General features: G+C 71.1%; 33 protein-coding genes. All 33 read left to right on the forward strand.

What is annotated here, in order from left to right; translation table 11 throughout:
* The first annotated feature begins 467 nt into the window (after positions 1 to 467).
* The 33 genes from ADL29_RS17980 (at position 468) to ADL29_RS18125 (ending at position 24,803) form a co-directional block, all read left to right on the forward strand.
* The gene (locus ADL29_RS17980) at positions 468 to 1,586 is read left to right on the forward strand and encodes a C40 family peptidase (protein ID WP_053924662.1); all 1,119 of its coding nucleotides are present in this window, start codon (positions 468 to 470) and stop codon (positions 1,584 to 1,586) included.
* A 136-nt stretch (positions 1,587 to 1,722) separates the two neighbouring features.
* Positions 1,723 to 2,037 (forward strand): DUF6112 family protein, encoded by a 315-nt coding sequence (locus ADL29_RS17985; protein ID WP_053924663.1) that lies wholly within the window; start codon positions 1,723 to 1,725, stop codon positions 2,035 to 2,037.
* Complete coding sequence (locus ADL29_RS17990) at positions 2,037 to 2,717, forward strand: hypothetical protein (protein WP_053924664.1); 681 nt, start codon at positions 2,037 to 2,039, stop codon at positions 2,715 to 2,717. Before ADL29_RS17985 ends, ADL29_RS17990 begins: the two co-directional genes overlap by 1 nt.
* A gap of 32 nt (positions 2,718 to 2,749) precedes the next feature.
* A complete protein-coding gene (locus tag ADL29_RS17995) occupies positions 2,750 to 4,123 on the forward strand; it encodes an SCO6881 family protein (RefSeq protein ID WP_053924665.1) in 1,374 nt (457 codons plus the stop codon).
* Positions 4,124 to 4,210: 87 nt separating this feature from the next.
* Positions 4,211 to 5,683, forward strand: a complete 1,473-nt coding sequence (locus tag ADL29_RS18000) for an SCO6880 family protein (protein ID WP_053924666.1) — start codon at positions 4,211 to 4,213, stop codon at positions 5,681 to 5,683.
* Positions 5,684 to 5,746: 63 nt separating this feature from the next.
* On the forward strand, positions 5,747 to 6,220 hold the full coding sequence (locus ADL29_RS18005) for a DUF6238 family protein (RefSeq protein WP_053924667.1): 474 nt from the start codon (positions 5,747 to 5,749) through the stop codon (positions 6,218 to 6,220).
* 44 nt (positions 6,221 to 6,264) lie between these two features.
* Positions 6,265 to 7,779 carry a TraC family protein gene (locus ADL29_RS18010; protein ID WP_053924668.1) on the forward strand — a complete coding sequence of 505 codons (1,515 nt, stop codon included), beginning with the start codon at positions 6,265 to 6,267 and terminating at the stop codon, positions 7,777 to 7,779.
* Positions 7,780 to 7,796: 17 nt separating this feature from the next.
* On the forward strand, positions 7,797 to 8,369 hold the full coding sequence (locus tag ADL29_RS18015) for a hypothetical protein (protein ID WP_107095017.1): 573 nt from the start codon (positions 7,797 to 7,799) through the stop codon (positions 8,367 to 8,369).
* Between the two features lie 87 nt (positions 8,370 to 8,456).
* The gene (locus ADL29_RS43520) at positions 8,457 to 8,711 is read left to right on the forward strand and encodes a hypothetical protein (protein ID WP_157878526.1); all 255 of its coding nucleotides are present in this window, start codon (positions 8,457 to 8,459) and stop codon (positions 8,709 to 8,711) included.
* 69 nt (positions 8,712 to 8,780) lie between these two features.
* Entirely contained in the window at positions 8,781 to 9,194 is a 414-nt protein-coding gene (locus ADL29_RS18020) for a hypothetical protein (RefSeq protein ID WP_053924669.1), read from the forward strand.
* 34 nt (positions 9,195 to 9,228) lie between these two features.
* Positions 9,229 to 10,026: a hypothetical protein gene (locus ADL29_RS18025; protein WP_053924670.1), complete on the forward strand. Its 798-nt coding sequence runs from the start codon at positions 9,229 to 9,231 to the stop codon at positions 10,024 to 10,026.
* A 265-nt stretch (positions 10,027 to 10,291) separates the two neighbouring features.
* Positions 10,292 to 10,837: a hypothetical protein gene (locus tag ADL29_RS45315; RefSeq protein WP_053924671.1), complete on the forward strand. Its 546-nt coding sequence runs from the start codon at positions 10,292 to 10,294 to the stop codon at positions 10,835 to 10,837.
* A 97-nt stretch (positions 10,838 to 10,934) separates the two neighbouring features.
* A complete protein-coding gene (locus ADL29_RS18035; RefSeq protein WP_107095009.1) occupies positions 10,935 to 11,450 on the forward strand; it encodes a hypothetical protein in 516 nt (171 codons plus the stop codon).
* A gap of 52 nt (positions 11,451 to 11,502) precedes the next feature.
* On the forward strand, positions 11,503 to 12,246 hold the full coding sequence (locus tag ADL29_RS18040) for a glycosyltransferase family 2 protein (RefSeq protein WP_078971085.1): 744 nt from the start codon (positions 11,503 to 11,505) through the stop codon (positions 12,244 to 12,246).
* On the forward strand, positions 12,239 to 13,348 hold the full coding sequence (locus ADL29_RS18045) for a hypothetical protein (RefSeq protein WP_053924674.1): 1,110 nt from the start codon (positions 12,239 to 12,241) through the stop codon (positions 13,346 to 13,348). Before ADL29_RS18040 ends, ADL29_RS18045 begins: the two co-directional genes overlap by 8 nt.
* Before the next feature lie 31 nt (positions 13,349 to 13,379).
* Entirely contained in the window at positions 13,380 to 13,838 is a 459-nt protein-coding gene (locus ADL29_RS18050) for a hypothetical protein (protein ID WP_053924675.1), read from the forward strand.
* Positions 13,839 to 13,971: 133 nt separating this feature from the next.
* A complete protein-coding gene (locus tag ADL29_RS18055; RefSeq protein ID WP_053924676.1) occupies positions 13,972 to 15,084 on the forward strand; it encodes a hypothetical protein in 1,113 nt (370 codons plus the stop codon).
* 47 nt (positions 15,085 to 15,131) lie between these two features.
* Positions 15,132 to 16,388 (forward strand): MFS transporter, encoded by a 1,257-nt coding sequence (locus tag ADL29_RS18060; RefSeq protein WP_053924677.1) that lies wholly within the window; start codon positions 15,132 to 15,134, stop codon positions 16,386 to 16,388.
* Between the two features lie 28 nt (positions 16,389 to 16,416).
* Positions 16,417 to 16,914: a hypothetical protein gene (locus ADL29_RS18065; protein ID WP_211274336.1), complete on the forward strand. Its 498-nt coding sequence runs from the start codon at positions 16,417 to 16,419 to the stop codon at positions 16,912 to 16,914.
* Positions 16,915 to 17,106: 192 nt separating this feature from the next.
* Positions 17,107 to 17,466: a hypothetical protein gene (locus ADL29_RS18070; RefSeq protein WP_053924735.1), complete on the forward strand. Its 360-nt coding sequence runs from the start codon at positions 17,107 to 17,109 to the stop codon at positions 17,464 to 17,466.
* Positions 17,463 to 18,362 (forward strand): hypothetical protein, encoded by a 900-nt coding sequence (locus ADL29_RS18075; protein WP_053924678.1) that lies wholly within the window; start codon positions 17,463 to 17,465, stop codon positions 18,360 to 18,362. The genes ADL29_RS18070 and ADL29_RS18075 overlap by 4 nt, the downstream gene beginning before the upstream one ends.
* Before the next feature lie 91 nt (positions 18,363 to 18,453).
* The gene (locus ADL29_RS18080) at positions 18,454 to 19,161 is read left to right on the forward strand and encodes a hypothetical protein (RefSeq protein WP_053924679.1); all 708 of its coding nucleotides are present in this window, start codon (positions 18,454 to 18,456) and stop codon (positions 19,159 to 19,161) included.
* Between the two features lie 18 nt (positions 19,162 to 19,179).
* Positions 19,180 to 19,929 (forward strand): hypothetical protein, encoded by a 750-nt coding sequence (locus ADL29_RS18085; RefSeq protein ID WP_053924680.1) that lies wholly within the window; start codon positions 19,180 to 19,182, stop codon positions 19,927 to 19,929.
* Between the two features lie 87 nt (positions 19,930 to 20,016).
* The gene (locus tag ADL29_RS18090) at positions 20,017 to 20,433 is read left to right on the forward strand and encodes a hypothetical protein (RefSeq protein ID WP_063788488.1); all 417 of its coding nucleotides are present in this window, start codon (positions 20,017 to 20,019) and stop codon (positions 20,431 to 20,433) included.
* 181 nt (positions 20,434 to 20,614) lie between these two features.
* Entirely contained in the window at positions 20,615 to 20,809 is a 195-nt protein-coding gene (locus ADL29_RS18095) for a hypothetical protein (protein ID WP_053924681.1), read from the forward strand.
* Positions 20,810 to 20,837: 28 nt separating this feature from the next.
* Positions 20,838 to 21,227 carry a hypothetical protein gene (locus ADL29_RS18100; protein WP_053924682.1) on the forward strand — a complete coding sequence of 130 codons (390 nt, stop codon included), beginning with the start codon at positions 20,838 to 20,840 and terminating at the stop codon, positions 21,225 to 21,227.
* Entirely contained in the window at positions 21,224 to 22,033 is an 810-nt protein-coding gene (locus tag ADL29_RS18105) for an SPDY domain-containing protein (RefSeq protein ID WP_053924683.1), read from the forward strand. The genes ADL29_RS18100 and ADL29_RS18105 overlap by 4 nt, the downstream gene beginning before the upstream one ends.
* Positions 22,034 to 22,075: 42 nt before the next feature.
* Complete coding sequence (locus ADL29_RS45320; protein ID WP_245689484.1) at positions 22,076 to 22,837, forward strand: hypothetical protein; 762 nt, start codon at positions 22,076 to 22,078, stop codon at positions 22,835 to 22,837.
* A complete protein-coding gene (locus tag ADL29_RS46310) occupies positions 22,834 to 22,986 on the forward strand; it encodes a hypothetical protein (RefSeq protein WP_342671170.1) in 153 nt (50 codons plus the stop codon). The genes ADL29_RS45320 and ADL29_RS46310 overlap by 4 nt, the downstream gene beginning before the upstream one ends.
* A gap of 45 nt (positions 22,987 to 23,031) precedes the next feature.
* A complete protein-coding gene (locus tag ADL29_RS46315) occupies positions 23,032 to 23,223 on the forward strand; it encodes a hypothetical protein (RefSeq protein WP_342671172.1) in 192 nt (63 codons plus the stop codon).
* 19 nt (positions 23,224 to 23,242) lie between these two features.
* Positions 23,243 to 23,428: a hypothetical protein gene (locus tag ADL29_RS46320; protein ID WP_053924684.1), complete on the forward strand. Its 186-nt coding sequence runs from the start codon at positions 23,243 to 23,245 to the stop codon at positions 23,426 to 23,428.
* Positions 23,429 to 23,715: 287 nt separating this feature from the next.
* On the forward strand, positions 23,716 to 24,036 hold the full coding sequence (locus ADL29_RS45325; RefSeq protein ID WP_245689486.1) for a hypothetical protein: 321 nt from the start codon (positions 23,716 to 23,718) through the stop codon (positions 24,034 to 24,036).
* Positions 24,033 to 24,803: an SPDY domain-containing protein gene (locus ADL29_RS18125; RefSeq protein WP_245689487.1), complete on the forward strand. Its 771-nt coding sequence runs from the start codon at positions 24,033 to 24,035 to the stop codon at positions 24,801 to 24,803. Before ADL29_RS45325 ends, ADL29_RS18125 begins: the two co-directional genes overlap by 4 nt.
* The last annotated feature ends 33 nt before the right edge of the window (positions 24,804 to 24,836 follow it).

A 24,836-nucleotide genomic window follows, 5' to 3' on the forward strand; every position in this document is an offset into this window, starting at 1 on the left:
CCGGATCGCAAAGAGACCCCGGGCGGGCGGGCAGACGGCGGGCATGGCGATGCCCGTGGCCCGCGATGCGGGGTGCGAGGGGAGAAGCCAAAACTCTAGGGCACGATTCCCGGTGGAGCGCTATCGCGCCGAAATCCCTTGAAATAGAGCCTTGATCACGAATGATTTCGGCAACCGGGGATCGGGGCTTACTGTTTTGGAACTGCCCGGCGGACACCGCCGATGGCTGCTTCCCACTCCCCTGCCTTCACGGAGGTTCCCCCTTGTCCTGGCACATCTGACCTGACCGACGCGCGGCGCGAGGTGCAACTCGCAGCGTGCGTCGGGGCCCCGATTCACCCACCATCGGCCGCCGCGGCCTTTCCACCAACACGTCCGCGCGGCCGGGCCTTCACTTCCAAGGACCCTGTTGTGACACCTCTTTACCCTCCCCTGCCTGAAAACCGGCCGCCGGGAGGCGGGCCGGATTGAAGGCGATAGCCGCCGGCATCGGCGTCGTCGTCCTCTCCCCGCTCCTGCTCGCCGGCACGGCCACGATGATGGCCTCCTCCAGCGCAGCCGCCCAGGGCGCCACCTCATCTGAGTGCCTCAACGGCATCGACTCCGACACTGTCGCCAAGCAGGTCACCAAGATCCTCGATGGGGCGTCCAGCAAGAACGTCCACATCAAGGGCCTGGACCTGCCCACCGAGCAAGTCCCCAACGCCCGGACGATCGTCGCCACCGGCCTCTCGCTCGAGGTGCCCAAGAAGGGCCAGATCATCGCGCTCGCCACCGCGATGCAGGAATCCCGCCTGCGCAACCTCAACTACGGCGACCGGGACAGCCTCGGCCTGTTCCAGCAACGCCCCAGCCAGGGCTGGGGCACAGCCCAGCAGATCCGCGACCCGGTTTACGCCTCCGGGGAGTTCTACAAGCGCCTGCTCAAAGTCAGAGGCTGGCAGCAGATGGCGGTCACCCAGGCCGCCCAGGCCGTCCAGGCATCCGGCTTCCCCGATGCGTACGCCAAGTGGGAGGACCTGGCCACCGCCCTGCAGAAGGCCATCGCCGCGACGTTCCCGAGCACCGGCAAGGACAAGCCCACCAAGGACAAGGAGTCCGCGAGCGGCACCACCGGCTGTGCACCGGCCAAGGACGGCTCGTCCTACGGGCGCATCCCCGAGGGCTCCGTACCGAAGGGATACATGATCCCCAAGGACGCCGATCCCAAGGCCCGCAAGGCGATTGACTGGGCGATGCACCAGCTCGGAACCCTGTACCAGTGGGGCGGCAGCTGCACCGCCGCGCACGGGCCCGACCCGATGGGCCGCTGCGACTGCAGCAGTCTGATGCAGCAGGCGTACGCGCACGCCGGGATCAAGCTCACCCGCACCACGTACACGCAGGTCAGTGAGGGCAAGGCGGTCTCGCCCAAGGACCTCAAGCCCGGCGACCTGATCTTCAGTCGCGGCACCGCCACCCGGCCCGAACACGTCGGCATGGCGCTCGGTGAGGGCCTGGTGATCGAGGCTCCCAGGACCTCAAAACCGGTCCGGATCACTCCCCTCAAGGACTGGGACGTCCTCGCCGTCCGCCGCGTCGTCTGACGCCGCGCCCCGCCCGGACACCGCTTTCAGGCGGGCCCTGGCTCACCTTCTCGCGCCCCGAGCGCCACCTCCCCTCTCTCTTCTTCCCCCCTTTGCGCCGGGTCTTTCCTGGCCTGCGCATGCAAGGAGTTCCGCCATACCCATGTCACTCGCAGACCGCGCCATCTACTTCGCCTACAACCCCGGCGTCACACCCTCCAGCGGTGGTTTGCCCGGCTTGTCTGTCCTGAAGAACGTCGTCAACAGCATCAACCTCTTCGGCATCATCGCCGTCGTTGGCGCCTTGGCCGTTTCCCTCGGCGTCTGGGCCTGGGGCCACCACACCGGCGGCCACCAGGCCGAAGCAAACGGAAAGAAGGGCGCGGTGGTCGCCGCCGGCGCAGCCCTCGGCCTCGGTGCCGCCAACGGCATCGTGGCGTTCTTCTCAGCCCTGGGGTCGCAGGTCCAGTAATGAAGAAACGACTCTTCTCCCTGTCCGGGTACGGCGTCGGCTGGTCGGCCAAGCGCCGCATCGCGATCGTCGCGCTCGTCATCACCGCCCTCCTCGCCGTTGCCACCGCCGTTGCCTTCTTCACCGGGCGCGGCGAGCAGCACCAGGACTCCACCACCCCGTCCCAGGCGAATAGTTCCTCGTCCTCCGAGGACGCGCCGAAGCCCGCGGCGGGGTCGGGGGCGGTGCCGAGGCCCCCGCAGATCGCCGAGCCGGTCGCCTACGCCAAGGCCGCCGCGGAGATGCTCTGGTCCTACGACACCCGCGGCACCAGCCGTGACCAGCAGCTCGCCGGCATGCGCGCGTGGATGACCAAGGAGTCCAAGTACGCCGACTGGGCATCCGTGTCGGGTCAGGTCCCTGATCCGGTGCTGTGGTCGCGGATGGCCGACCAGGACCAGCACGCCAGCGCGACGGTCACCGAGGGCCACTACCCGTCGGCATTCAAGGCGGCCCTTGCCGACGATCCGTCCGCGATCACTGAGGCATACGTCTACGTCGTCACCGTCAACGGCAAGCAGAAGATCGCGTGGAAGAAGGGCGGCGGCGGTGCCGAGGAACGCGCCGTGACCCTCGCCGTGCAGTGTCGGCCCCACCACGACTGCTCCCTGGCTGCCATCGCTCCCAGCGTCACGCAGTGACCCACCCCAACTGAAAGGAGGGACGACCCCCGATGGGTTTCTGTGATTTCCCCCTCGCCGACAAGCTCTGTGCCGTCGGCGGCGCGGCCAAGGACGCGATTGATTTTGCGAGTGACCCCGGCAAGGCAATCGGCAACTGGATGGCCAAGTCGGCCGGCGAACTCGCCGCGGCAGCAGCCGATCTGGCCGCCAAGGCCGTCAACGCCACCACCAAGGTGGACCTGAACGCCGCCTGGTTCCGTGACAACTACGAGATGCTGCTGCCGATCGGCCTCATCATCCTCGTCGCCACGTTCTGCGCCCAGCTCATTCGAGCCGCCGTCAAACGCGACGGACAAGCCCTCACCCAGGCATTCACCGGCACAATGTCAGGCGTCCTGTTCTGCTTCGTCGCCATCGCCCTGACGACCGTGGCCATCGAAGTGGTCGACGCCCTGTCCGACGGGCTGTTCAGCACCGCGCACCTGAACATCGAAACCGCCGTACGCCGCATCGTGAAGGTCTCCGAGATCGGCGCGGTCTCCGGACTGGGCTGGCTGGTTGCCGTCTTCGCAGCCCTCGGCGCTGCCCTCGGCGCGGTCCTGTACTGGTGCGTGATGATGGTCCGCAAGGTCGGCATCCTCGTCATGGTCACCCTGGCCGTGTTCGGCGGCGCCGGGGGCGGCTGGGAAGTCGCACGCCGGTGGCGCCGCGGCTGGATCGAGGCCACCGCCACCCTCGTCGTCTCCAAGCTTTTGATGACGATCATCTTCGTGCTCGGCATCGCCGCGATGGGCAAGACCGAGTCCAAGGGCGGGCTGGGCGCTCTGGCGGACGTCATGTCCGGCATCGTCATCATGGTCCTGGTCCTGCTCTGCCCCTACGCCGTCTTCAAGTTTGTCCACTGGGCTGCCGAGAGCAGCGACGGCGAGTCCATCCACCGCGCCGGTGGAGCCGGCGCTCAGATGGCCAAGCAGCACGCCGAGAAGGCCGGACGCAAGGCCGCCTCCATGGCCGCCACCGCCGGAACCGGCGGCGCAGCAGCCGGAGCAGGCGCCGCACCGCAGGGCCCCGACGCATCCGGCGGTGGATTCCCCGGCGACATCGCCTCCAATCCCACCGGCGGCGGTGGAGGTAAGGAAGGCGGCGGCTCGGGTGTCTCACCCGGCGGCGACGCGTTGAAGAGCGGCCTGGAGAAGGCAGTGCATCCCCCGCCCACGAATGCCGCGGATGACACCGGCGGCCAGTTCGGCGGCGGCCCTGGCCAGGGTGGTCCCGGCTCGGGATCCCCGTCCGGCGGCGGCTTCATGTCCAATCCCTCGGCAGGCGCCTCCATGCCTCCGCCGCAGGGGGCACCGCCAGCGCCGAACTCCGCCGCATCGGGGAGCGGGAACTTCGCACCGCCGCCCCCGCCCACCGGCATCTGATCCCTCTCTCCGCTCCGGGGTGGCACGCACCACGCCCACCGCGTGCGTGCCGCCCCGGCCCCGCCCCGCGCTTCATCGGAACGGCCCTTGTCTGATCTCTCCATCACCCCGCTCACGATCAAATTCCCGCACAGGTCCAAGCGCGGAATCCTGCTCGGCCTCACCCTGCCCCAACTCGTCCTCGTCTCCAGCGCGCTGGCGCTCTTGCTGGTCACGGTCGTCAGTACCGGACTGCTCGGTGCCATCGTGCTGACCCCCCTGTGGGCGGCGGTCGCCGCCCTGGTCGCGGTCCGCCGCCACGGCCGCTCTCTGATCGACTGGGCGCCGATCGTCCTGCGCTTCGCCCGGCGCCGGCGCAGCGGGCAGACGCTGTGGCTGGCTCGGCCGGTCACCCGCCCCCGCCAGGACGGGGTGCTGCATCTGCCGGGCACCGCGGCCTCGCTGAAGGTCGTCACCCCTGGCGACTCGGCGAACGGTGCCGCTGCCGTCCACGACCCGCACCACCAGACCCTGACCGCCGTCGCCCGCGTCTCCAGCAGAGCCTTCGCGCTGCTCGACCCGGCCACCCAGAACCACAACGTGGCTGGCTGGGGGCGCGCGCTGGCGGGTATCGCCCGCACCGGGCATGTCGCCACGGTGCAGGTCCTGGAGCGCACCGTCCCCGACAGCGGCGACACCCTCGCCCGGCACTGGGGCCTGCAGGGCCGGCCCGACACCCCGGTCGCCGGGCAGGTGTACTCCGACCTCGTCGCCTCCGCAGGCCCGGCCGCCGCCCCGCACGAGGCGTACCTGGCCATCTCCCTCGACCTCAAGGCCGCAAAGCGCCTCATCAGCCAGGCCGGCGGCGGACTGCCCGGGGCCTTCACCGTCATGCAGCAGACCACGGCGTCAATCGCCCAGGCCGCTCGCAGCGCAGGGCTGACGGTAACCGGCTGGCTCAGTGCCCGCGAGATCGCCGCCGTCATCCGCACCGCCTACGACCCGAAGGCGCTCTCCGGTCTTCAGCAGTGGTCCGAGTCCGGGCGGGCCGAGGCCGACCCGGCCGCCGCCGGGCCCGTCGTCCAGGTCGAGGAGTACGACCGCGTCGCCACCGACTCCGCCCGGCACGCCACCTACTGGGTCGAGGACTGGCCCCGCACGGAGACCAGCGCTGGATTTCTCCATGGGCTCATGTTCACCGCCGGTGTGCGGCGCAGCCTGTCCCTTATATACGTGCCCCAGGGGCTCGAGTCCGCGATGCGCGACGTCCAGCGCAAGAAAGCGGCCATCATCGCGGACGCCAACGAACGCTCGCGCCGCGGACAAGTCGACTCCGAGGCCGACAGCGTGGAGTACGCGGACGTCAAGACGCGCGAGCGGCAGCTGATCGCCGGGCACGCCGACGTAGCCCTGACCGGGCTGCTGACCGTCTCCGCCGAGACCGACGCCCTGCTCGACGCCGCGTGCGCGCAGATCGAGACCGCCGCCGTCACCGCCCAGGTCGACCTGCGCCGACTCCTCTGCCAGCAGCCCGATGCCTTCACCCTCGGCGCGCTGCCCCTGGCCCGCACGGCCCTGTAACCCCGGCCCGCCCACCGGACCGCTCTGTTGTCCCTGCCTCAACGGCAGGAAGGATCCTCCCCTTTGACCTCTGCCACCACTGCCGACGATGCGCACCCCTACCTGCGGGCCGCCAGCGCCGGCGTGCGCCACCACACCCGCTCTCTGACCGCCGCATCGCCCGACGCGCCGCCACAGCCCGCTGACCGCGTGCACCTCGATGTCCTGCACGCGCACCTGATCGCACTGCACCAGCTGCTCGGCCAGCTCGGCGCCACCACCCGGCCCTCGCACCCGGGCGCCGGACGCCACCTGACCACCGCCGGGACCCGGCTGTGGCAGGCCAGCGCCGCCGTACACGACGCCTTCCATCTCCTGCCCGCCGCCCATGAGACCCCGGCGGACGCGGAATGCCATCCCGAGCGGCTACCCGAGGGACCGCCGGTACTGACCATCTGCCAGCGCCACCTCGCCGCCAGTCACGTCGTCCGCCGCACGACCACCCCGGCCGACCTCAACACCCCGCTGCACGGACACACCACCGCCTGCGGCCAGTAACTCCCCCGAACGCAGACCGCCGCCACCTGAAAGCCGCCCCTGTCATGACCCACCGGCCCGCGCGCCGCGCCCGCCGCGCCTCGGCATCCCCCCTGTTCACCCCACACGGCACCGACCGCGCCAGCCGCAAAGCCGCCCGCCGCCAGCTCGCCGAGGCCACCGCAAAAGCCCGCGCCGAAGCCGCCTCCCTCCCCGACGGCACCGAGCCGACCGCGCAGGAGATGCCGCTTGCTCTCTTCCCACCCAGCGGTCGCCCCGGGCCGGCCTCGGCACGCGGAAGCAAGCTCAAACTGCCCGCCCACCGCATGACCACGGCCACCGTGGCAGGGGCCTATCCCTTCCTCGCCGAGGGCGGGCTCGGCGCCGAGGGCATCTACATCGGCCGCGACGTGCACGCTGAGGCCAGTTTCACCTTCGATCCGTTCGCCCTGTACGGCCGCATCGAGGGCTTCACCAACCCGAACATCCTGTTGGCCGGTGTGATCGGCCAGGGCAAGAGCGCCCTGGCCAAGTCCCTCGCGCTGAGGTCCGCGGCCTTCGGCTACCGCGTCTACGTCCCGTGCGACCCCAAGGGGGAATGGACACCCGTGGCCGCCGCGCTCGGCGGCACGTCCATCGCGCTCGGCCCCGGACTGCCCGGCAAGCTGAATCCCCTGGATGCCGCGCCCCGCCCGAAAAGCGTCTCCGAGGCCGACTGGGCGAGTGAGGTCCGCAAGCGGCGCCTGCTGCTGCTCGGCAGCCTGGCCCGCACCGTCCTCGGGCGGGACCTGCTGCCGATGGAGCACACCGGCCTCGACGTCGCCCTGGACGCCGTCGTCACCCGTGCCGCTGCGACCGGACGTACCCCGCTGCTCGGCGACATCGCCGCCACCCTGAACAACCCCGACGAACTCGACACCGTCGGCGGCGTGATGTCCGGACGCCTCGGCGACGCATCCCGCGACCTCGCCCACGCCATGCGCAGATTGGTTCACGGTGACTTGGCCGGCATGTTCGACGCCCCCTCCACCGTGGCGTTCGACCCGGGCAGCCCGATGCTCACCATCGACCTGTCCCGCCTGGGTGGCTCCGGCGACGACACCGCCCTCGTCCTCGCCATGACCTGCGCATCGGCCTGGATGGAGTCCGCACTCACCGACCCGGACGGCGGCAGGCGCTGGATCGTCTACGACGAAGCATGGCGCCTCATGAGCCACCCCGGACTCCTCCAACGCATGCAGTCCCAGTGGAAACTCTCCCGCGGCCTGGGCATCGCCAACCTGATGGTCATCCACCGGCTCTCCGACTTGCTCACCGCCGGCGACGCCGGATCCCAGGGCCGTGCCCTCGCCGAAGGACTGCTCGCCGACTGCTCCACCCGCATCATCTACCGGCAAGAGACCGACCAACTCCACGCCGCCGCAGCGCTCTTGGGCCTGACCTCCGTGGAGAGCGATGCCATCGCGCATCTCAACCGGGGCCGGGGCCTGTGGAAGGTCGCCGGACGATCTTTCATCGTTCAACATCACCTCCATTCGCGCGAGTTGTCACTCTTCGACACAGATGCCCGGATGCATTGAAAGGAGCGATGGGTTTCATGAATCCCGACATCGAGCGCGAGCTGATACCCCACAGCGACACAGTCCACATGATCGGCGAACTGCAGCGGTTGGCGTCCCGGTTCAAGGACGCCTCCCGCCAACTGGCGCTGCTCGACGACACGGGCCACGTGCCGGCTTCGCCGGACTTCTCCGCACTGATCCACCATGCCGAAGCCGCCCAGGCTCTCTCCCGCGACGTCGTCCAGCTGACGTCTGGTTTCGCCCGGACTGCACACAGCACGAACCGAGCCGGGAGCACCGTCCTCGGCCACTTGGCGATTGCAGCCACGATGTCCTGCTCCGCCGCCCCGTTGTTCGCCCAGACCGCGGAGGCCGCCCTGGCCCTCCCCCGGTCGCATGGGACCGTGGACAGGCAGCAGAAGGAAGGGCGCATGGTCCTCGACCACGCCACGGCCCGCGCCTACCTGCGACGCGCCTCCGAGTCTCTCAGCGACGCGGTCAAGGAGCTACACGGGCACCTCGACTTCCACCGCTTCTTTCCCGCTTCCATGCGGCAGGGCCCTGCGACGCCTCCGCCCCCGCCCAGGCAGAGTCCACGCACCCGGTGACCCAGCCCATCTGCACCGACATCCGCATCGGGGGCGGCATGCCCTCGCTGCGCCCTTTCCATCCCATCACCCAGACAAGGAGCACCAATGCGCCGACCCCCTGACCTGTCCGATGAAGAGTGGGCCGACTATCAGGCCGAATACCGGCGCTGTCAGGAAGAGCACGACGAGGTGCTGGTCCAAGTCGCAGACCGCGAGGCGCAGATAGAGCACGGCCTCATCGACTCCTACGCGGATTACGAGTTCACCTGGGATGCATGGGCCCCGGGTGAACGTTCCTCGGCATCATGTCCCCAAGCTCCCGCCGCACCGCCGGCAGCCGCGCCACGGCGCTCGCGCTGACCGGACACCTCGCAGACCATGAACGATTCCACCGCCAGCCCGAGGCTCGCTACAGGTGTCGGTTCCCACATGGTCATCGACGCCCTCGGCTTCCCTCCCCGCCGCCTCGGCCGGCTCCACACACCCGACAGCGCCGAAGACACCGTTGCGCAGCTCGTAGTCATTGCCTCATTCCACCTGGACCACCTAAACGAGCAACTCGCCTCCCAGGCCCAGCAAGCCGCTGGCAACCTCACACGCGTCGCTGCCGGGAAATCGACGATCAACCCTCTCGGCGTCCTGCAAAACAGCGCCACTCAGATCGACATCCTGGCCGCGCGACGCGCCGACGCGGTAGAGCGCCTGAAGGAAGTGATCCGCGCCTACCGGCACGTTGCCGCCCTGGCCGACGCAGCTCCGCGCCAGGCACAACAGCCCAGCGCCGCCCCGGCCCGAAGGCCGTCCGCGCCCGCGTCCCCCGTCCGCACTGCGCGCAGCTGGTGACGGCGCCCACCCACCCACGAGCCTCACGGAGCCCATGCCCTCGTCCCGCACCGACCTGCCCTCCTTCGCCGCCGCGCTCGGCGACCGACTGCCCGGCACCTGGACGAGCGAGTACCACCGCCATGCCGCCTACGAGGACCAGTTCCCCCTCGCCGAACAGGTCTGGGATCTCGCCCATGTCGACTGGGCGGTAAGCGAGTTCGTCCTGCAGCACGACGCCGTCCTCATCGGCCCTGATGAGCAGCGCCTCTACGTCATCGACCGACCGCTGCACCGCGATCAGTTCCTCGTCGCCCCACTCGAACCCGACGACGACCAGGTCAAGTCGCACCACTTCGTCGGAGTCAGCGAGCCCAACGGCATCGCCGTGCCCGCCGACCCCGTGCGTGCCGCAATGCGCGTGGCCCGCCGCCTGCTGCCCCGCTACCAGCGCGCGCTGATCGCGGTCTTCGACAACGCCCTGTCCCAGCCCGAGCCGCCGCATCGGCCTGCCCCGCCGCAGGTGTCCCAGGTCGTCACCCTGACCTGGTACGACGACGGGGCCCTCGGCGTTCCATACGCGAGCGTGCCCGAGGAAGCCCGCATGCCGCTGTACGCCCACGGCTTCCAATACCACCCGCACCAAGCCGCCTTCCTCCTGCCCGCCGCGTACGGCGACACCGGCCGGGCCCTGCGCATCCAGGCGGTGGCACAGCAACTGGCCGCGCACGGCATCGGCGTCAACCTCCGCCACTTCCCGGCGGCTCCCGCCGCCGCGCAACCGGCACTGACCGCCAGGCCGGCCATCGGTCCCGCCGTGCCAAGCCCCACCAGCTCCGCTCTCCATCGCTAGCGCCCCCGCTGGCGGCGCTGCCTGAGTCCACTCTCTCGGGAGACCCAGCTGTCCACACTCTCCACCGCAGCCCCTGGCCCGAAGTATCCGGACGTCACCACGCCCACGGGCCGCCGGTCACTACGTATACGGCCGCCACCGTCCCCGCGACGGCCCTCCCCCTCCCGCTTGGTCGGCTATACCTGCGCCCGCACCGACGCCTCGGGCCCGCCCGTCACCTCCTGACCCGGCCCCTCTGACGCACCCTCGCGCTCCAAGGAGTTCTTTGTCCCACCCCGACTTCGAGTTGTACGACAACGTGGGCCGCGACGCCGACCAGATCACCGCCGCCCGCTACGGCATCGCCACCCGCGGTGATCTGCTGCGCTGGGCGAAGCGGGATGCCAAGCCGTTCCTGTCCCAGCACCCGCTGCCGGAGGAGCCGCTGCCGAACCCTGACCTGGCCCCGTATCTGGCAGCGCTCGCCGCCGCGGAAACCCATGCTGAGTTCAGCGCCGTCACCCAGCGCCTTCTGGACGCCGCCGAACCCGTCCTGCGTGCCGTGAGCGACTACCTCTTCGCCGCCGCCCAGTGGCGCGGCCAGCACCGCGGCGCGGCGAAGGGTTCGCCGCCCAAGCTGCTGATGGAAGCAGCCAGCCGCAGCCTGTCCGTGGCGGCAATCGCGGACGAAGCCGATCTGACCACCCTGCGCGCCGTGTACGACCCCGCGCCATCGCTGAACCTCCCACCGCCGAGCCAGGCACGGGCGTCGTCCGGATTCCCCCCGGCCCCGCCGCACGCCCCACCCGCTGGCCCGAGACCGGGCCGGTGATCCCGAAACTCCCTGGAGGCTCCTCCTGTCGACCCGTTCCTTCATCGCCCGCCCCACCGGGTCCGGCTACACCGGCATATACGTCCATCTCGATGGCGTGCCCAGCCACCACCTGCCCCTGCTCCTCACTGCGTACCAGTACCGGTTCAACCGCCGCCTCGAAGCAATGTCCCGCCACCTCGTGGACGACGTCGCCATCGCATGGGAAGAGCTCGGCACCGACCTCCTCGACGGCGCCCCGCCCGCGCTCGTCGCCGCCCTGACCGGCGGCGAGCAGTGGCCCAGCCGCACCCTGGACGACCTGATCACCACCGACGGCTCCCCGCCGGTCCGCATGACGGTGAACGACGACACCGTCGAAGAACAGGACCTGCAGTGGGGCTACATCCTGCACCCTCACGGGATCGAAGTGATCAACCTGGTCCACGAAGACATCGGTCCGGTCGTGGACTGGAACACCGACCCTCGCACCGTCTTCAGCGACAACCCAGCGCACTGGTCCTCGTTGGCGCCCGCCCCCGTCATCACACCGGTGCGCACCACACCTCCCCAGGCCGCTCCCCCGCCGGCCTCGGTCAGCGGAAGCCCTTCGCGTTCCGCCGCCCGCCGCTAACCCACCTCACACGCATCCCGGAGAACCTCCCCTGCCCTCGCCCACCCCGCCCCTGATCACGGTCGTCATCGCCACCCGTCTGCGCGAGGACCGGCTCGGCTACCTCGCCGCCATGCACGCCAGCCTCACCCGGCAGACAGTGCCCTGGGAGGCAGTGATCGCCCTCGACGGCGCCGACCCCGCGCGCCTGCCCGCCCCCCTCGCGGCCGACCCACGCATCCGCACCCTCGCCCTGCCCCGCCCGGTCGGCGCCGCCTGCGCCCGCAACCTCGCCCTCACCCACGTCCGCACCCCGTACCTGAACTGGGCCGACGATGACGACGAGTTCACCGACGACGCCATGGCGGTACGACTCTCCACTCTGGAGGCGACCGGGGTGGGCTGGTGCGCCGGGTGGAGTGAGGACCTGCACCCCGACGGCTCGACCCGTCTGTGGCGCTGCCCGACGCCGCCCGGCCGGCACGACGCCGGGGACGTCATGAACTACTGGGCACGGCCGCAGGATACGATCCCGATCGGGCCGACCACGATCCTCGCCCGCACCGACCTCGTACGAGCAGCCCCGATGGGCGGACTCGTCCAAGGGGAGGACTACTGCGCGGCCGTCGGCGTTGCGGTTCTCGCCCCTGGAATTCTGCTGGGCCGGCCTGTGTACCGGTACCGCAAGCACCCGGGGCAGATGACCCAGCAGGCGTCCTACGACCAGCTGGAAGCCGCGGCCCGCGCGCACGCACACGGCTACGGACTCAGCCTGCGCTCCGCCCTGCGCACCTGCGGATCTCTCGCCCGTGGCTGACGCGCACATCGTCCTGAGCCACAGCCGGGATGCCGGTATCGTCGCCATCGCGGGCGGCGAGCAGTACCGCTGGGCCCACACCGCGTTGGAGGAGTCCGGCTTCCGCCGTGGCGACGCCGGCGTCTACCGCCTTGTGGCCGACGACCCGGATGCCTCTCGCGCCACGGTGGCCGGCCTGATCCGCTGTGCCGAGCGGCACCGCACCAGCGTTTCCACCAGCAGCCGGCGCTTCATCGGCGACGCCGCCCGCGACATCGCCCGCCTGCTGCCCGGGCAGTGGAACGCGACGGTCGAGATCTACTCCCACCCCGTGTGGCAGGAGGACCTCGTGCCGTGGCTGTGGGACAACGGCGAACTCGGCCGCGCCGTGCAGACCACCCGCATCCCGTACGCCGCCACCCTCACCGACACCTCCGGGACGACCCTGCTGCTCGTCGAACGCCCCGGCCACCCACTCGGCTATCTGCTCGGCGCCTTCGCGCCCGAGTCCCTCGAAGAGGGCTACGGCGATCCCCACGCCCCCACGAGCATTGTCCTTCCGCCCATCCCCGGCCGCGCGGCGAAGGTGATCACGCAGCGATACCTCCCCGCGTACGACCGGGCCGTCCATGCCCGCCGGACCGCGGCCGTGGCCGGCGCGCTCGACCGCATCCGCACCGAGCACGACGCCTGGACGGCCATGGTCGCCTCCGGCCGGTACAGCGACGCCACCCCGCTGGGCATCGACGCGCTCGGCGCCGCGACCGAACAGTTCCTGGACAGCGCCTGGCGCGAGTTTCGCACCGTCCTGGACCACGCTCCCGCGCTGCTCGACCGGTGCCGCCCCACTGCCACGCCGTGGCCGGGGGACACCGATGCTCTCGCGCAGCTGGCCGACGCCCTTCGTGACGCCGAGACGGTGCGCGAGGAAATGGCCTGCGGCACTCCGCTCACCCGCCCGGAGCGCAACACGCGCACGTGGCCGGCTATCGACATCTGGCTCACCCACGGCGAATCGTTCCTGCGCCAGGCCCGAGCGGCGGCCCCGCAACAGCGCCCCGCCTTTGCCGTCTTGGCGCCGCCCCCGGCTCTCCCGCCGGGCCGGCCCTCCCCACGCCGCTGACCTGCGGCACCACCACCTTTAAGGAGCCCCTTTGGATCCTGGCACCCACTTCGCCTTCGGCACCCACGAGCAGCACGGCTTCGTCGCTGCCTTCACCTCCTCCATGCCTGCCCATCTGGCCCACTGGTACCTCGATCGGGAGCAGTTCGAGCCCGTCCCCGACCAGCCGGGCCTCTTCCGGCTCACCGAGCCCGAGCGCGACGGCCCCCGCCGCACCCGCCAGGCCATCCACGACCTGCGCCGCCACGGCTACGCCGTGCACGCCGACATCGCTCTGGACCCCGCAGCCTCGGCCAGCCCACCGCGCCCTGTCCGTTCCAACGGGTTGATGGAGCGGCGCAGCCGCATCGCACAGGCTGCCGCCGGCCGGTCGCCTCAGCGCGGTCCAGCGCTCACCACCTCACCACCCTCTGCGCGGCCGATGCCCCCGAAGCCCACCTACGCACCCACCGTCCACCTCGCGTCCTCCGCGACCGGGCGGTCCCGGTGAATGCCGGCACCCAGCCGCTTCGCTCCACCCAGGCCCCGGGCCGGCCACTGACAACCGACCGTCAGGAGCAGCGATAGCCGACATCCCCACGGCCACCGAACTCTCCCGTCATGCCCGCGACTTTCGGCTCCGGATGGCCGTCATCGACCGCGAGAGCGAGAAAGCGCTCGACACCACCCGGGACCGCTACGGACGGACCCTCAACCACTACGCCGCCTCATCTGTCCGTGCCCGCCGCAACCAGGCGGCAGTCGAGGCATACGCCACCTACCTCGTCCCGCACGCCGGCCACCTGCTGGACGCGGCCCGCCACACCCTCGACGAGCTGCCGCCCGCCCGGCACATCGCCGCCTGGCGAGCCCTGCTCGATTCCCTCGCCGCCGCCCACGGCGAAATCGTCCGCATCCTCGACCGCCCCGCCGCCCCCGGCTCGACCGCCGAGCGCGAGCAACACACGGCCGCGTGGCCCCACCTGGCCGCCTGGGCAGATCACGGCTGCATCGCCGCCGACCTCGCCGACCAGCACTACCAGCGCGAACCCGAGCTGACCGACGAGGAACGTCAGAGGTGGACCAAGATGGCCCAGGCCACGCAGCGACGGGGCGAGCTGGACCTGATCGAGTCGTGGTACGCGGCCGACGGCCGCCGCATCACACTCGCCTACCTGGTCGAGGACGACACCTCGACCGTGATCGCCCTCGTCGGAGACCCTGACGCGCCGGGCTGGGACGTAATCGGGCACTACCCCGACGAGTACGCGGCCGGGCAGGCGCTGCCGCGAGCAGTCCCGCCCGGAGTCCTGCGCCCGGACGCCTCACGTTTCAACCGTCCGGAGCCCGCGCCCGAGGTGTCCCTGCAAGAGCTGCTCCAGGACGTCGTCGAGGCCCGCGCCGCCGGGGATGTCTCCGAGGCGCTGCTCAGCGCCACGCAACAGGGATACGACGCCGGCCCGATGGTCCGCCTGCAGGAACTCCTGCATACGGCCGGCCAGTTCGCGAACGCCCTGGAAACCGTGCAGGGCCGGCAGGTCGCCGCCCGACTCCACGCCCTCGACCGGCAACTCGACTTCCTCACCCGCGAAGTCCACTCCGCGGCCGAGGACCTCGGCGCCACCGTCACCGTCCTGCCACCGCACCGCACCCCGAGCCCCCAGTTCACCAACGCCGCCGTGCGACCGGCACTCAACACGACGCCTCCCTCCGGCCCCGCGGTGGCCGCGGTCACCGGCGCCGCCCGCCACCACTAGCACCCCGCGCCCAGGGGTGACCCGATCACGGAAAGCACCCCTTCGCCTTGGCCTCCGCCACCCACCGCTCCCGCAACGGCTCCGGTCCGCTGCTGCGCCAGCGGTATGTCGCCCGCCTGCTGGTGGGCACCCTGATCGGCCGCCTTCCAGGTGGCATGGCGCCCATCGCGATCCTCCTCCTAGCCGCCGACCAGGGCGAATCTCTGGGCGCCGGTGGCCTGCTGTGCGCGCTGTACGGACTGGCCTCCGCACTCGGACAGCCAGCCCTGGGCCGGATGGTGGACCGGCGCGGCCAGACTCTGGTCACCTCAGCAGCAGTCCTCATCACCACCATCAGCCTGCTGGCCCTGCCACTGATCCGCGCCGCCGCGCAACCCGGCGTTGCCGCAGGTCTCGTGACGCTCGCCGGGCTGAGCACACCACCGCTGGAAGCGGGACTGCGGGCCCTGTGGCCCGCAGTCCTGCCCGACGAGGAGCGCCGCCGGGCCGCCCTCGCGCTCGACACCGGCACCCAAGGACTGATCTACGTCGCCGGGCCACCGCTGGTCGCCACCCTGTCCACGACGACAGGCCCGCACACCGCGATGTGCGCCACCGCTGCCCTTGGCCTGGTCGGTGCCGCCGTCGTACTGACCGCCGCGCCCTCCCGGAACTGGCGGCCAGCGCCCGCCACCAGCCCCACCGGCGCCCTCGGGCCGCTGCACCACCCAGGACTGCGGTGGCTGTTCCTCGCCATAAGCGGCGTCGGCTTCGCCCTGGGCGCGATGAACGTCTGGGCCGTCGCCCTCGCCGACCGCACCGGGATGGACCTGCTGTCCGGACTGATCCCCGCCGCCCTGTCCACCGGCAGCCTCCTCGGCGGACTCCTGTACGGGCGGCGCACCTGGCCCGGCACTCTTACCCAGCAACTCCTGGCGGCAGCCGTCCTGTTCGCCGCCGGATGGCTGCCTCTGGCAGCGGCAACCGGCCCAGTCTCGGCAACGGTGCTGGCGGCAGTGCCGGGCCTGCTGCTCACCGCCGTGATCACCAGTGCGTTCCTGACCGTGGACGCCCTCGCCCCACCCGGCACCACCACCGAGGCGTACGCCTGGCTGATCGCCTCGGTCGGCACCGGCCAGGCCGCCGGCACCGCACTGGCCGGCGCTCTCGCCGAACGCCCCGGCATCGGCCCGGCGCTGCCCGCCGCCGGAGCAGCGCTCACCCTCGCCGTCCTTGTCGGCGCCCGCCGCCGACTCGCCGTCCCCGGCGCCACAGCCCGCCGAAGGGGCCGGCACCGCCGCACAGCGGCTCACGCCGCTCACTGAACACCCCTTATCTGCAAGGAGATTCCCCATGGCCGTCCGCACATCCTGGGAACTTGTCCACGCCTGTGGACACACCGTGACGCACAACCTGTCCAACCGTCCCGCCGACCAGCGGGCCGGGTTCGCCCGCTGGCTTGCGGGCAAGGACTGCACCGACTGCTGGAAGGCCGCCCGTGACGGCGACAGTGCCAGCAAGGAAGAGTGGCTCGCCGCCAAGCGTGCCGCCGAGCAGCAGGCCGCCGCCGAGTGGGCTGAGCAGTTCGAGATGCCGCCGCTCGAAGGACCCGAGAAGGCGCTGGACTGGGGCGCGCGCTCCCGCCACCGGCTGGTCACCGCCTCCTACACCGCGCTGGTCACCGAAGGCAGCTGGGACGAGGCCGACTGGGCCACGCTGGAAGAGAAGATCCGAACGATCACCCGTGCCGGGTGGTGGATCGATCAGAGGGACGCCGAAGGCACGGACCTCCCCGAACTTCTCGACGCGGCCACGGACAACGACCGCGGCACCGAGAACCCCTTCCAGTAGCGCCCCGCGCGCCCCCATGCCTCGGGGCGAGGGCTGCTTATACCCGACGATCCCCGGTTAGCGAAACCGGGGATCGTCCGGACCATTGATCCTCCCACCGCCACCCGCGCTGTTCGTGGAAGGACTCCCTCTGTGCCCGAAGCCACCCGCCCTCCCTACGCCCCCGCCGACGTCCTCACACCCGACCGGGACATGACCCACGCCCACTTCCGGCCCGGCGACCAGGTCGTCATCCTCAAGGGCGTCGCCGGCGGCGAACTGTGGGGCGACGCCATGACGGTGGTGACCCCCTCCTGGCACACACCGACCGACGAGGACGGTTGGCGGCTGCGCGACCCCAACGGCGGGCAGCAGACCTTCATCACCGCCCACCCCCGCTACATGGTCCACCTCTCCCGGCGCTGCCCGGACTGCCTCATCTACCTGCGCGCCCTGGAGGACTACCTGCTCCCGAAGTTCGCCGACGCCCACACCGAGATCGACTGCGGCTGGTACTCCACCACCGCGCTGAACCAGCTCGTTCACATAGCCGACGTCCGAGGTGGCCGGTGATTCCTCATATCCACAGGAACAGCGACTTCGCCGTCGAGGCCCTCGCCGCTGCTCTGGGCCGCCCCATCGCCGAACAGGACGTGCTCGGCGACCTGATCGTCGCCCGCTCGGCTCTGGAGGACGACCTGGCCGACGACGATCGGTGCGCGTGGATGCTCGCCGACTGGTGGGAGCACCTCGACGAGCCAACCGTCATGTTCCCCTGGGGCACCGGTGGCCCAGGCGGCCTCCAGGAGCCGATCTTCCATGTCGCGGTCCGCCTGCACCCCAACGACCGTCAGCTCACCCCACCGGAGTGGTCACAGATCGCCCACCGCCTCGCCGACGCCACCGGCGTCGCCCCCACGGACGACGCGCAGGCATGCCGCTGGGTCGCCCTGCAAGCCCAACCCGGCCGACTCGATCTGATCGCCAACCTCATCCGCCTCGACGGCCGATGGGCACACCACCACAATCTCCACCAGTCCCTGGCCGCGGAATGCCGACGCATCGAATCCGACCTCGGTCTTGTGCCGGCCCGCCCCACGCTCCATCGCACCTACACCGCTCGTCCCCCCGCCCGCCACACCGAGCTGCCCAACCCCTCGGCCACGCAGTCGCCTGCGAGTGTGGCGGCACAACTCGCGAATCTGATGTGCCAGCTCGCCGACGAGAAGACCGGGCCCATCGCCAGCGTGCGGGGCCTCGTCGAGCAGGCCGCCCACCGCCTGGACGACCTGCCCCACTCCTACGGGCCCGCCGCGGGACACCGCCTGGAGCTGATCGCCCGCCGGCTGCACGGCATCCAGCAAGACCTCGAAGCCACCGCCGCCGACCTGCCCGGCGCCAAGCAACGAGCGCCGGTCGCCAGCCCGCCTGCCACAGCACCACACACATCCCACAGGAGAACCCTCTGACCGCACCATCGCGCTCCGCGCCGAGCACGCATCTCAGCCACCGACTGCCGCATCTGCACGCCGGTGCGGTGCCCTACGCAAGGTCACGCCCTTGGCACTCGCCGACCGGATCGTGACTCTGGGACGCGACGCGCACTCCGGGGAAGTCCTCGCCCGCGGGGGCGACCCCGAAGCCCACAGCATCCTTCAGCGCACCGGATTCGTCCCCATCGTCCGACCTCACGAGACCTACCACCGGCTGCCCACCGGCCTTGAAGAAGCCGAGGAGAAACGTCTCGCCACCCGCGCCGTCGCCCGCCTGCGTGCCGTCCGCTACCACGTCGACTGCGACCCCGACTTCGACACCCAGCTGCGCGAGCCGCACTATCTCCCGCTCGGCGCCTCGGTGGCCCACCTCTCCGAACGGATCCGCGCGGCGACCACCACTGACGAGGTGGCCGACGCGCTGACCGAACTGACCGCCGCCCACGACGGCGTCCTCGCCGCACTCGACGACGTGCTCGCCGCGACCGCCGAGTTCTGCCAGGACCTCGGCCACAGCGCCGACCCGGCCACCGCCCGCCGGCTGCGCTACCTCGCCGAGAGCCGTCTGGACGTCATCCGGTCCGACCTTTCGCACCTACGCAACGAACTCGCCGACCGGCACGAGCCTCATCCGCAGCGCACCGCGTGCAGCGCCGAAGTCGCGCCGGACGAGCCCGAAGCCTCCGCCGTCTGCGTCTGCCCGCCAACCTCACGGATCACCACCACCCCCAGCCCGCCTCCCGCCACATCTGGCCCGGCGGCGCGACGGCGCTGACCCCACCCCGAGGAACACATGCCCCACCCCCACGACATCCCCGATCTCGCATCGTTCTCCGCCGCCCTCGCCGAGGAACTCCCCGGCACCTGGACGAGCGAGCACCACCTGCACGAGCAGTACACCGACCAGTTCGCCCGTGCCGAAGACGTCTGGGACCTGAACCTGGTCGCCCATGCCCTCGCCGAGTACGCCCTGGGCCAGGACGCCGTGCTCACCCGCGACGACGGCACCCGCCTGTACGTCATCGCACGCCCCCGCAGCGGCGAGGAATTCCTCGTCGGCGCCATGGCCCCCGCCGGCATCCACCCCGAAGCCTTCCGCGACGTGCGGGAGCCGGACGGCATCGCGGTGCCCGACGACCCGTACCGGGCCGCCGAGGACATCGCCTTCGACCTGCTGCCCCGGTACGACAAGGCCCGCGCCCAGGTCCAGCACAACGCCTCCCGCCTTGTCTCCGCACCGGAGCCCGAGCACGTGACCATGATCTGGTCCGACCGGAACCTGCTTGTGGAGACCCCGGAGCGCCCCGATGTCATCCAGGTCCTGCGGGACAACGGCTTTTGCTACACACCGGACCACTCGGCACTGGTCCTGTCCGGCGACGACAGTGCCGTTCAGGCACAGTCCGTCCGGGCAGCGGGCGCGCAGCTGTACGCGCTCGGCGTCGGTGTCAGCATGCGCCACCCCCAGCCCAAGCCCGCCCTGGACACCACCTCGGTCACCCCGCCCGCCCCGGCCGTCACCTCCGCAGCCCGGTCCCGATGACCCGCCGACGGCGAGCCGCAGCAACATCCCCGTCCAGGCCGCCTGTTCGGCGGCGATAGCCACCGTGGAAACAGGAGAAACCCGCACGTGGGAAACCGCGCCGACGACGAAGGCACCGACGTCGAGATCTACCGCAAACCCCTGAGCGACACCATCCACGCCGACACCCCCACCAGCGCTCCGGACAAGCTCCTCGCCCTGCTCGACAGCCTCGGCCTGGAACGCAAGACCGAAGTGACAGCCGGCCCCGTCTACGTCTGGCACGAAGTCCCCAGCCACCTGAGCGAGGAGGAGAAGAAGCAGCTCGCCACACGGGCCGTCCCCTCACTGCTCCTGGCCGGATACGTGGTCAACATCCCCGACGACCTCTTCGACCCAGCGGCCTACCGAAATGCCGTCGCGCAGATCCGCAACCACCGCGCACCGACCCCACCCGCACGACCTCACCCTGCAGGCCCCGCGACGCCCGCCGACAGCCGTGCCGCCGCACCCGCGCGACGGTGATCCCTGACAGCCAGAATCCTCGCCGACGAGCACGCCGTCGACGTGCTCATCGACCATGCCGACGGCGTCATCTACGTCGACACCGGCGCCCCTGGCCCTCTGACCACCACAGCTGGCCGGCCCCGCCCCGGGGCCGACCCCTCACCTCCCCTGGAGCCCGCCCATCCCCGAAGCCGACCACATGCCACCTCCGATCACCGACAGCCGCAAGCCCCGCTTGGCCGCGGCCCTCTTCCGCCGCTACCTGCGCGCAGTCACCGTCAGCAGCCGCCACCGGACCAACCCGCTGGCCGACGGCCGTCCCGAGGCCGCCCTCGGCGAAGCCCGACGCCACGGCGCAGTCCTTCACCGCGACAGCTTCCGCCCGCCGAGCTAGGAACCCCGCCCGCCCCTCCAGGAGGCTCATGACCGAGCAGTCGCCCCCCGTACATCTCGCCCACGACATCGCCCGCAACCTCGGCGCACTCGCCGCCTACCTGCCCAGCGCCCCGCCCCACGAAGTGGCCCAAATCCTCGGAACCGTCCTCGACCCCGACCAGGGCGTCCTGGGCCAACTGACCACGCTGGTCGAACACGGCTCCCGCGCCACCAAGACCCAGGCCGAACGCGGCACGTTCCCACCCGAGATGTGGCTCGCCCTGGGCCGCGCCGCCAACGACCTGGGCGGACTGTGCGTCGAACTCGACGACCATGCCCCCGATTTCCGCCGACTCGGCAACCCGCCCCAGACCGCCACCCCCACGGTCGCCCAGCCGACCGCCTCCGCTCTGGTCGTCACCCGGCGGCGCCGATGAAGAACAAGCAGCAGTGGACCGGGTGGGGGCCGAACGCCCAACACGCCGAGCAGCACTACCTGGTGGAGCCCCGCCACCTAGCCGGCGGCGGAGACATCCGGCACGTCTCCGAGTTCCTGCGCGCCTCCGGCTGGAAGGACAAGTCCAAGCCCGGCGGCCCGCTCGTTTTCGACAGCCCGGACAAGTCCGTCCGCATCGGGTACGACCCGTTCATCCAGCCCGGCGGCTGGTCGATCTCCGGCAAGGCGACCTCAGGCCAGGACGCGTGGCACGTGATGTTCAGCCGCCAGGTCCCTGTCGAGATCGTCGCGGGGTTCACCGACGCGCTCACCCGCCCCCGCTCCGCGCACGCCCCCAACGTTTGGGCGCCGCTGCAGGAGCAGCGCTGGGCGACCGAGCGTGGACAGCACTTCACCGCCATGAGCCCGGACGGAGGCGCCTGGCTCCAGTTCCGCCAGGACCAGCCCGGCCAGGCGCACTGGTGGGCCGGGGCCCGCACCGAGCACGGCCGCACCTGGGACGCCAACTTCACCTCCACCACCCCCATGCACCTGGTGGCCGCGTTCTCCACCGCCCTGGCCGACCCCCAGCCGGTGATGCGCCCGCGCGGCCACGTCCCGCCCTCCAACCGCATCCGCACCACGTCCGTCTCGGTCCAGCCCGACCAGCTCAGCGCCTGGCAGCAGACCCGCATCACCGCAGCCCGCGCCGCCACCTGGGCCCGCAACTCCTGGGCCACCACCCGCCCCCGCCGAACACCGGCAGCCGGCCCGTACGCCGCCTCCGGCGCACGCTCCCGCCGCTGACCACCGCCAGGCACCACCGCCTCTCTCCGAAAGCTCACCGACTTGCCCCATCCCGAAGCCCTCACCCCCCGCGACATCGAGGCCATCACCACCGGACTCCTGCGACTCAGCCAGCAGATCGACCACTCCGAACGCCCGGAAGACATCGCCGACGTCCTCACCCCGATCGTCGACCGCCACGACGGCGCCATTCGCCGGCTCACCCAGATCTTCGAAGCAATCGGCAACACCTGCGGCGACTTCATCCCGCAGGACCCCTACGCCGAAGACCTGCAGGGCATCAGCGACGAGGCGTTCGACACGCTGCGGGTACTGGTCGACCACCTCAACGGTCTCGATGAGCAGTTCCGCACCTTCGCTCCGGACGTCACATGTACACCCTCGGGGCAGCGCCCGCCCACTGCCTCGGTGAGCACCACGCCGTCGCTCGCAGCCAAGGGCTCCACCCCTGAGCCCGTTCCTGACGCCCTCACGCCCGACCGAGTCCGTCTGGCCACCCGCACCCTCGCGGATCTCGCGGACTACCTCCGCACCGGTCCCTCACTCGCTGACACCCTCCCGCTGCTCGTACCGCTGCTGCACGAGACCGGCGGCATCCCGATCGTGCTCGGCGACATCCTGCGCGCCGCCACGCGGATCGTGACCCAGCAGGCCACGCTTCCCTGGAGCGAGGAGACCCGCCAGGCCGTCGGCGCCTTTCATGAAGCCGCCCAGGACGTCACTGACTGGCACGTCCTGCACTGGGATGTACGGCGTCTGTACGGTCAGTTTGGCGCCCGCCCCGCCGATTCCCCAGGGCGATGAGCCGGCCCTACATCCCCACCCGCGCCAACGAACCGCACAGCACCATCCGGTTCGAGACCCGCCCCCGGCACCTGGCCGGGCCCGCCGACGCCCGCCACGTCACCCACGGTCTGGCCGCAGCCGGATGGTCCGCGCGTCCGACCCGCTGAGCCCCGAGATCGTGCCGGCGAGCCTCGACCACCGGCCGGCACAGTCTGCAGTTCGGCCCACCGGCCGCCACCTCCGCGTGGTGGCGGCTGCGGGCCGAGCACACCGATACCGGGCCGGGCTGGTACGCAGAGTTCGGGATACGGCACCTCGATGGGCCCCGGCTCTGGCACGCCCGGATCGACGGGCGCGCACACGCTCAGCTGATGAACGCCTTCGTCACCGCGCTCACCGTATGACGCGCCGCTGCAGCACGGCATGTACGACCGCACCGCCCACCACAGCGTCGTGCAGCGGCCGAGCCCGCTCACCCCGCAGCAAGTCGTCGAGGCGCACACCGCCCGACTCGACGCCGACCGCGCGCAGGCACGCGCCGCCTGCCGCCAGCAGCAGCGGCCGAAGACCGCGACGGCCCGCACCTCCCACCCGGCCGCTCGCAGCTGATCCCGATAGGACACCTCACCATCTCCCTCGATCCCACCGCTCACCGCGCGTACCTGCACCACCTCGACGGCTTCATCCGCGACAGCAAGAAGATCCTCGACGCCTGGGACACCTACTCCGACGAGCACACCGACCCCGACGGCTGGCCGTACGACGACCACGCCTACGGGCTCCGCCAGACCCAGCGCGACGCCGACACCGCCAAGGCGTTCGAGACCATCCGCGCCGGCGCCCGTCACCTGCTGGCCACGGCTGAAACGCAGCTAGCCCACCTGCCTGCCCACACGGTGCAGAACCGCTGGGGGTACCGGGGGTACCAAGTCGGCGTCCTACACACCGCGCTCGACCGCCTGGACGCGCTGCACGAGGAATGGCAGCGGGCGCGAGAGAGTCTGCCTGCCGATGCCCGGCCCGGCACCCCAGCCTTCGACGACGCCCTCGCCGAGCATCACGCCGAGTCGTGGAGCTACCTGGACGACTGGGCTACCCACGGCCACGCCATCGTCGACATCAACGCCGCGGCCCAGCACGCCCCGTCGCTCTTGGCGCCGCCGCCGACCATAACCGCGGTACCCGCGCCCGGACGGACCACCTCGGTGCGCAGGTGACCGTGCCCGCCTCCCCCGAAACCGTCGACATGGATTTCGTCGCACCGCGTTACCTGGCCGGCGGCGGAGATCCCGCCCAGATCACTGTCCCTTTGCACCGGGCCGGCGGCTGGAGTCACCGGCACGACCCGCTGATGCCCCGGGTCATCCTGATCAGCCCCGATCAGAAGACGATGCTGCGCATCGACCCCGACCAGCCCTGGTGGAGCGTCCGCCACGCCCGTATCGGCGACTGGCCCGCCTGGTCGATGCGCTTCGACGCCCGAACCCCGGTGGAGATCATCGCCGCCGTCACCGACACCCTCACCGATCCCGCCACCGCATCGGATCCCTCTACTGATCCGTACGAGCCTCTGCGCCTGGCCGGGTGGCGCGATGGCCATGACCACGATGGCCTCACCTCGCCCGATGGAATCGCGCATGTCGAGCATTTCACCGACAGCGGCTCCAACTGCTGGTTCGCCCGAGCACTCGTCAGCGAAGACCCCGAGGGTCTGATCTGGCAGGCGTACTTCGACGGCAACACCCCGCCACACCTGATCGCCGCCTTCACCCGTGCGCTCGCCGACAAGGCCCCTCTGCCCCGCGATCCCCTCCGGCTGCCTCCCTCCGCCAGCCGCTGCATCCGCCGCACAACCCACCAACTGCCCGCGGATGCCATCGCCTTCGCGCTGGACAAGCGCGTCGCCGACCTCGCAGCCCGGCACGCCGGCATCACCGCGCCGCCGCCTGTCACCCGCCTACCGAAGCAGCGCCGCAGCCGCTGACCGCACACCCCGCGCGCCCCTCTCCCCACCGCC

It is taken from the genome of Streptomyces chattanoogensis, from assembly GCF_001294335.1.
Lineage (GTDB): Bacteria > Actinomycetota > Actinomycetes > Streptomycetales > Streptomycetaceae > Streptomyces > Streptomyces chattanoogensis.

What these genes read in the sequence shown, in the direction of transcription:
- ADL29_RS17990 (WP_053924664.1), top strand. Translation starts at nt 2,037, where the DNA reads ATGAAGAAACGACTCTTCTCCCTGTCCGGGTACGGCGTCGGCTGGTCG.
- ADL29_RS17995 (WP_053924665.1), top strand. Translation starts at nt 2,750, where the DNA reads ATGGGTTTCTGTGATTTCCCCCTCGCCGACAAGCTCTGTGCCGTCGGC.
- ADL29_RS18010 (WP_053924668.1), top strand. Translation starts at nt 6,265, where the DNA reads ATGACCCACCGGCCCGCGCGCCGCGCCCGCCGCGCCTCGGCATCCCCC.
- ADL29_RS18015 (WP_107095017.1), top strand. Translation starts at nt 7,797, where the DNA reads ATGAATCCCGACATCGAGCGCGAGCTGATACCCCACAGCGACACAGTC.
- ADL29_RS43520 (WP_157878526.1), top strand. Translation starts at nt 8,457, where the DNA reads ATGCGCCGACCCCCTGACCTGTCCGATGAAGAGTGGGCCGACTATCAG.
- ADL29_RS18020 (WP_053924669.1), top strand. Translation starts at nt 8,781, where the DNA reads ATGGTCATCGACGCCCTCGGCTTCCCTCCCCGCCGCCTCGGCCGGCTC.
- ADL29_RS18025 (WP_053924670.1), top strand. Translation starts at nt 9,229, where the DNA reads ATGCCCTCGTCCCGCACCGACCTGCCCTCCTTCGCCGCCGCGCTCGGC.
- ADL29_RS18055 (WP_053924676.1), top strand. Translation starts at nt 13,972, where the DNA reads ATGGCCGTCATCGACCGCGAGAGCGAGAAAGCGCTCGACACCACCCGG.
- ADL29_RS18065 (WP_211274336.1), top strand. Translation starts at nt 16,417, where the DNA reads ATGGCCGTCCGCACATCCTGGGAACTTGTCCACGCCTGTGGACACACC.
- ADL29_RS18070 (WP_053924735.1), top strand. Translation starts at nt 17,107, where the DNA reads ATGACCCACGCCCACTTCCGGCCCGGCGACCAGGTCGTCATCCTCAAG.
- ADL29_RS18085 (WP_053924680.1), top strand. Translation starts at nt 19,180, where the DNA reads ATGCCCCACCCCCACGACATCCCCGATCTCGCATCGTTCTCCGCCGCC.
- ADL29_RS18095 (WP_053924681.1), top strand. Translation starts at nt 20,615, where the DNA reads ATGCCACCTCCGATCACCGACAGCCGCAAGCCCCGCTTGGCCGCGGCC.
- ADL29_RS18100 (WP_053924682.1), top strand. Translation starts at nt 20,838, where the DNA reads ATGACCGAGCAGTCGCCCCCCGTACATCTCGCCCACGACATCGCCCGC.
- ADL29_RS18105 (WP_053924683.1), top strand. Translation starts at nt 21,224, where the DNA reads ATGAAGAACAAGCAGCAGTGGACCGGGTGGGGGCCGAACGCCCAACAC.
- ADL29_RS46310 (WP_342671170.1), top strand. Translation starts at nt 22,834, where the DNA reads ATGAGCCGGCCCTACATCCCCACCCGCGCCAACGAACCGCACAGCACC.
- ADL29_RS46320 (WP_053924684.1), top strand. Translation starts at nt 23,243, where the DNA reads ATGTACGACCGCACCGCCCACCACAGCGTCGTGCAGCGGCCGAGCCCG.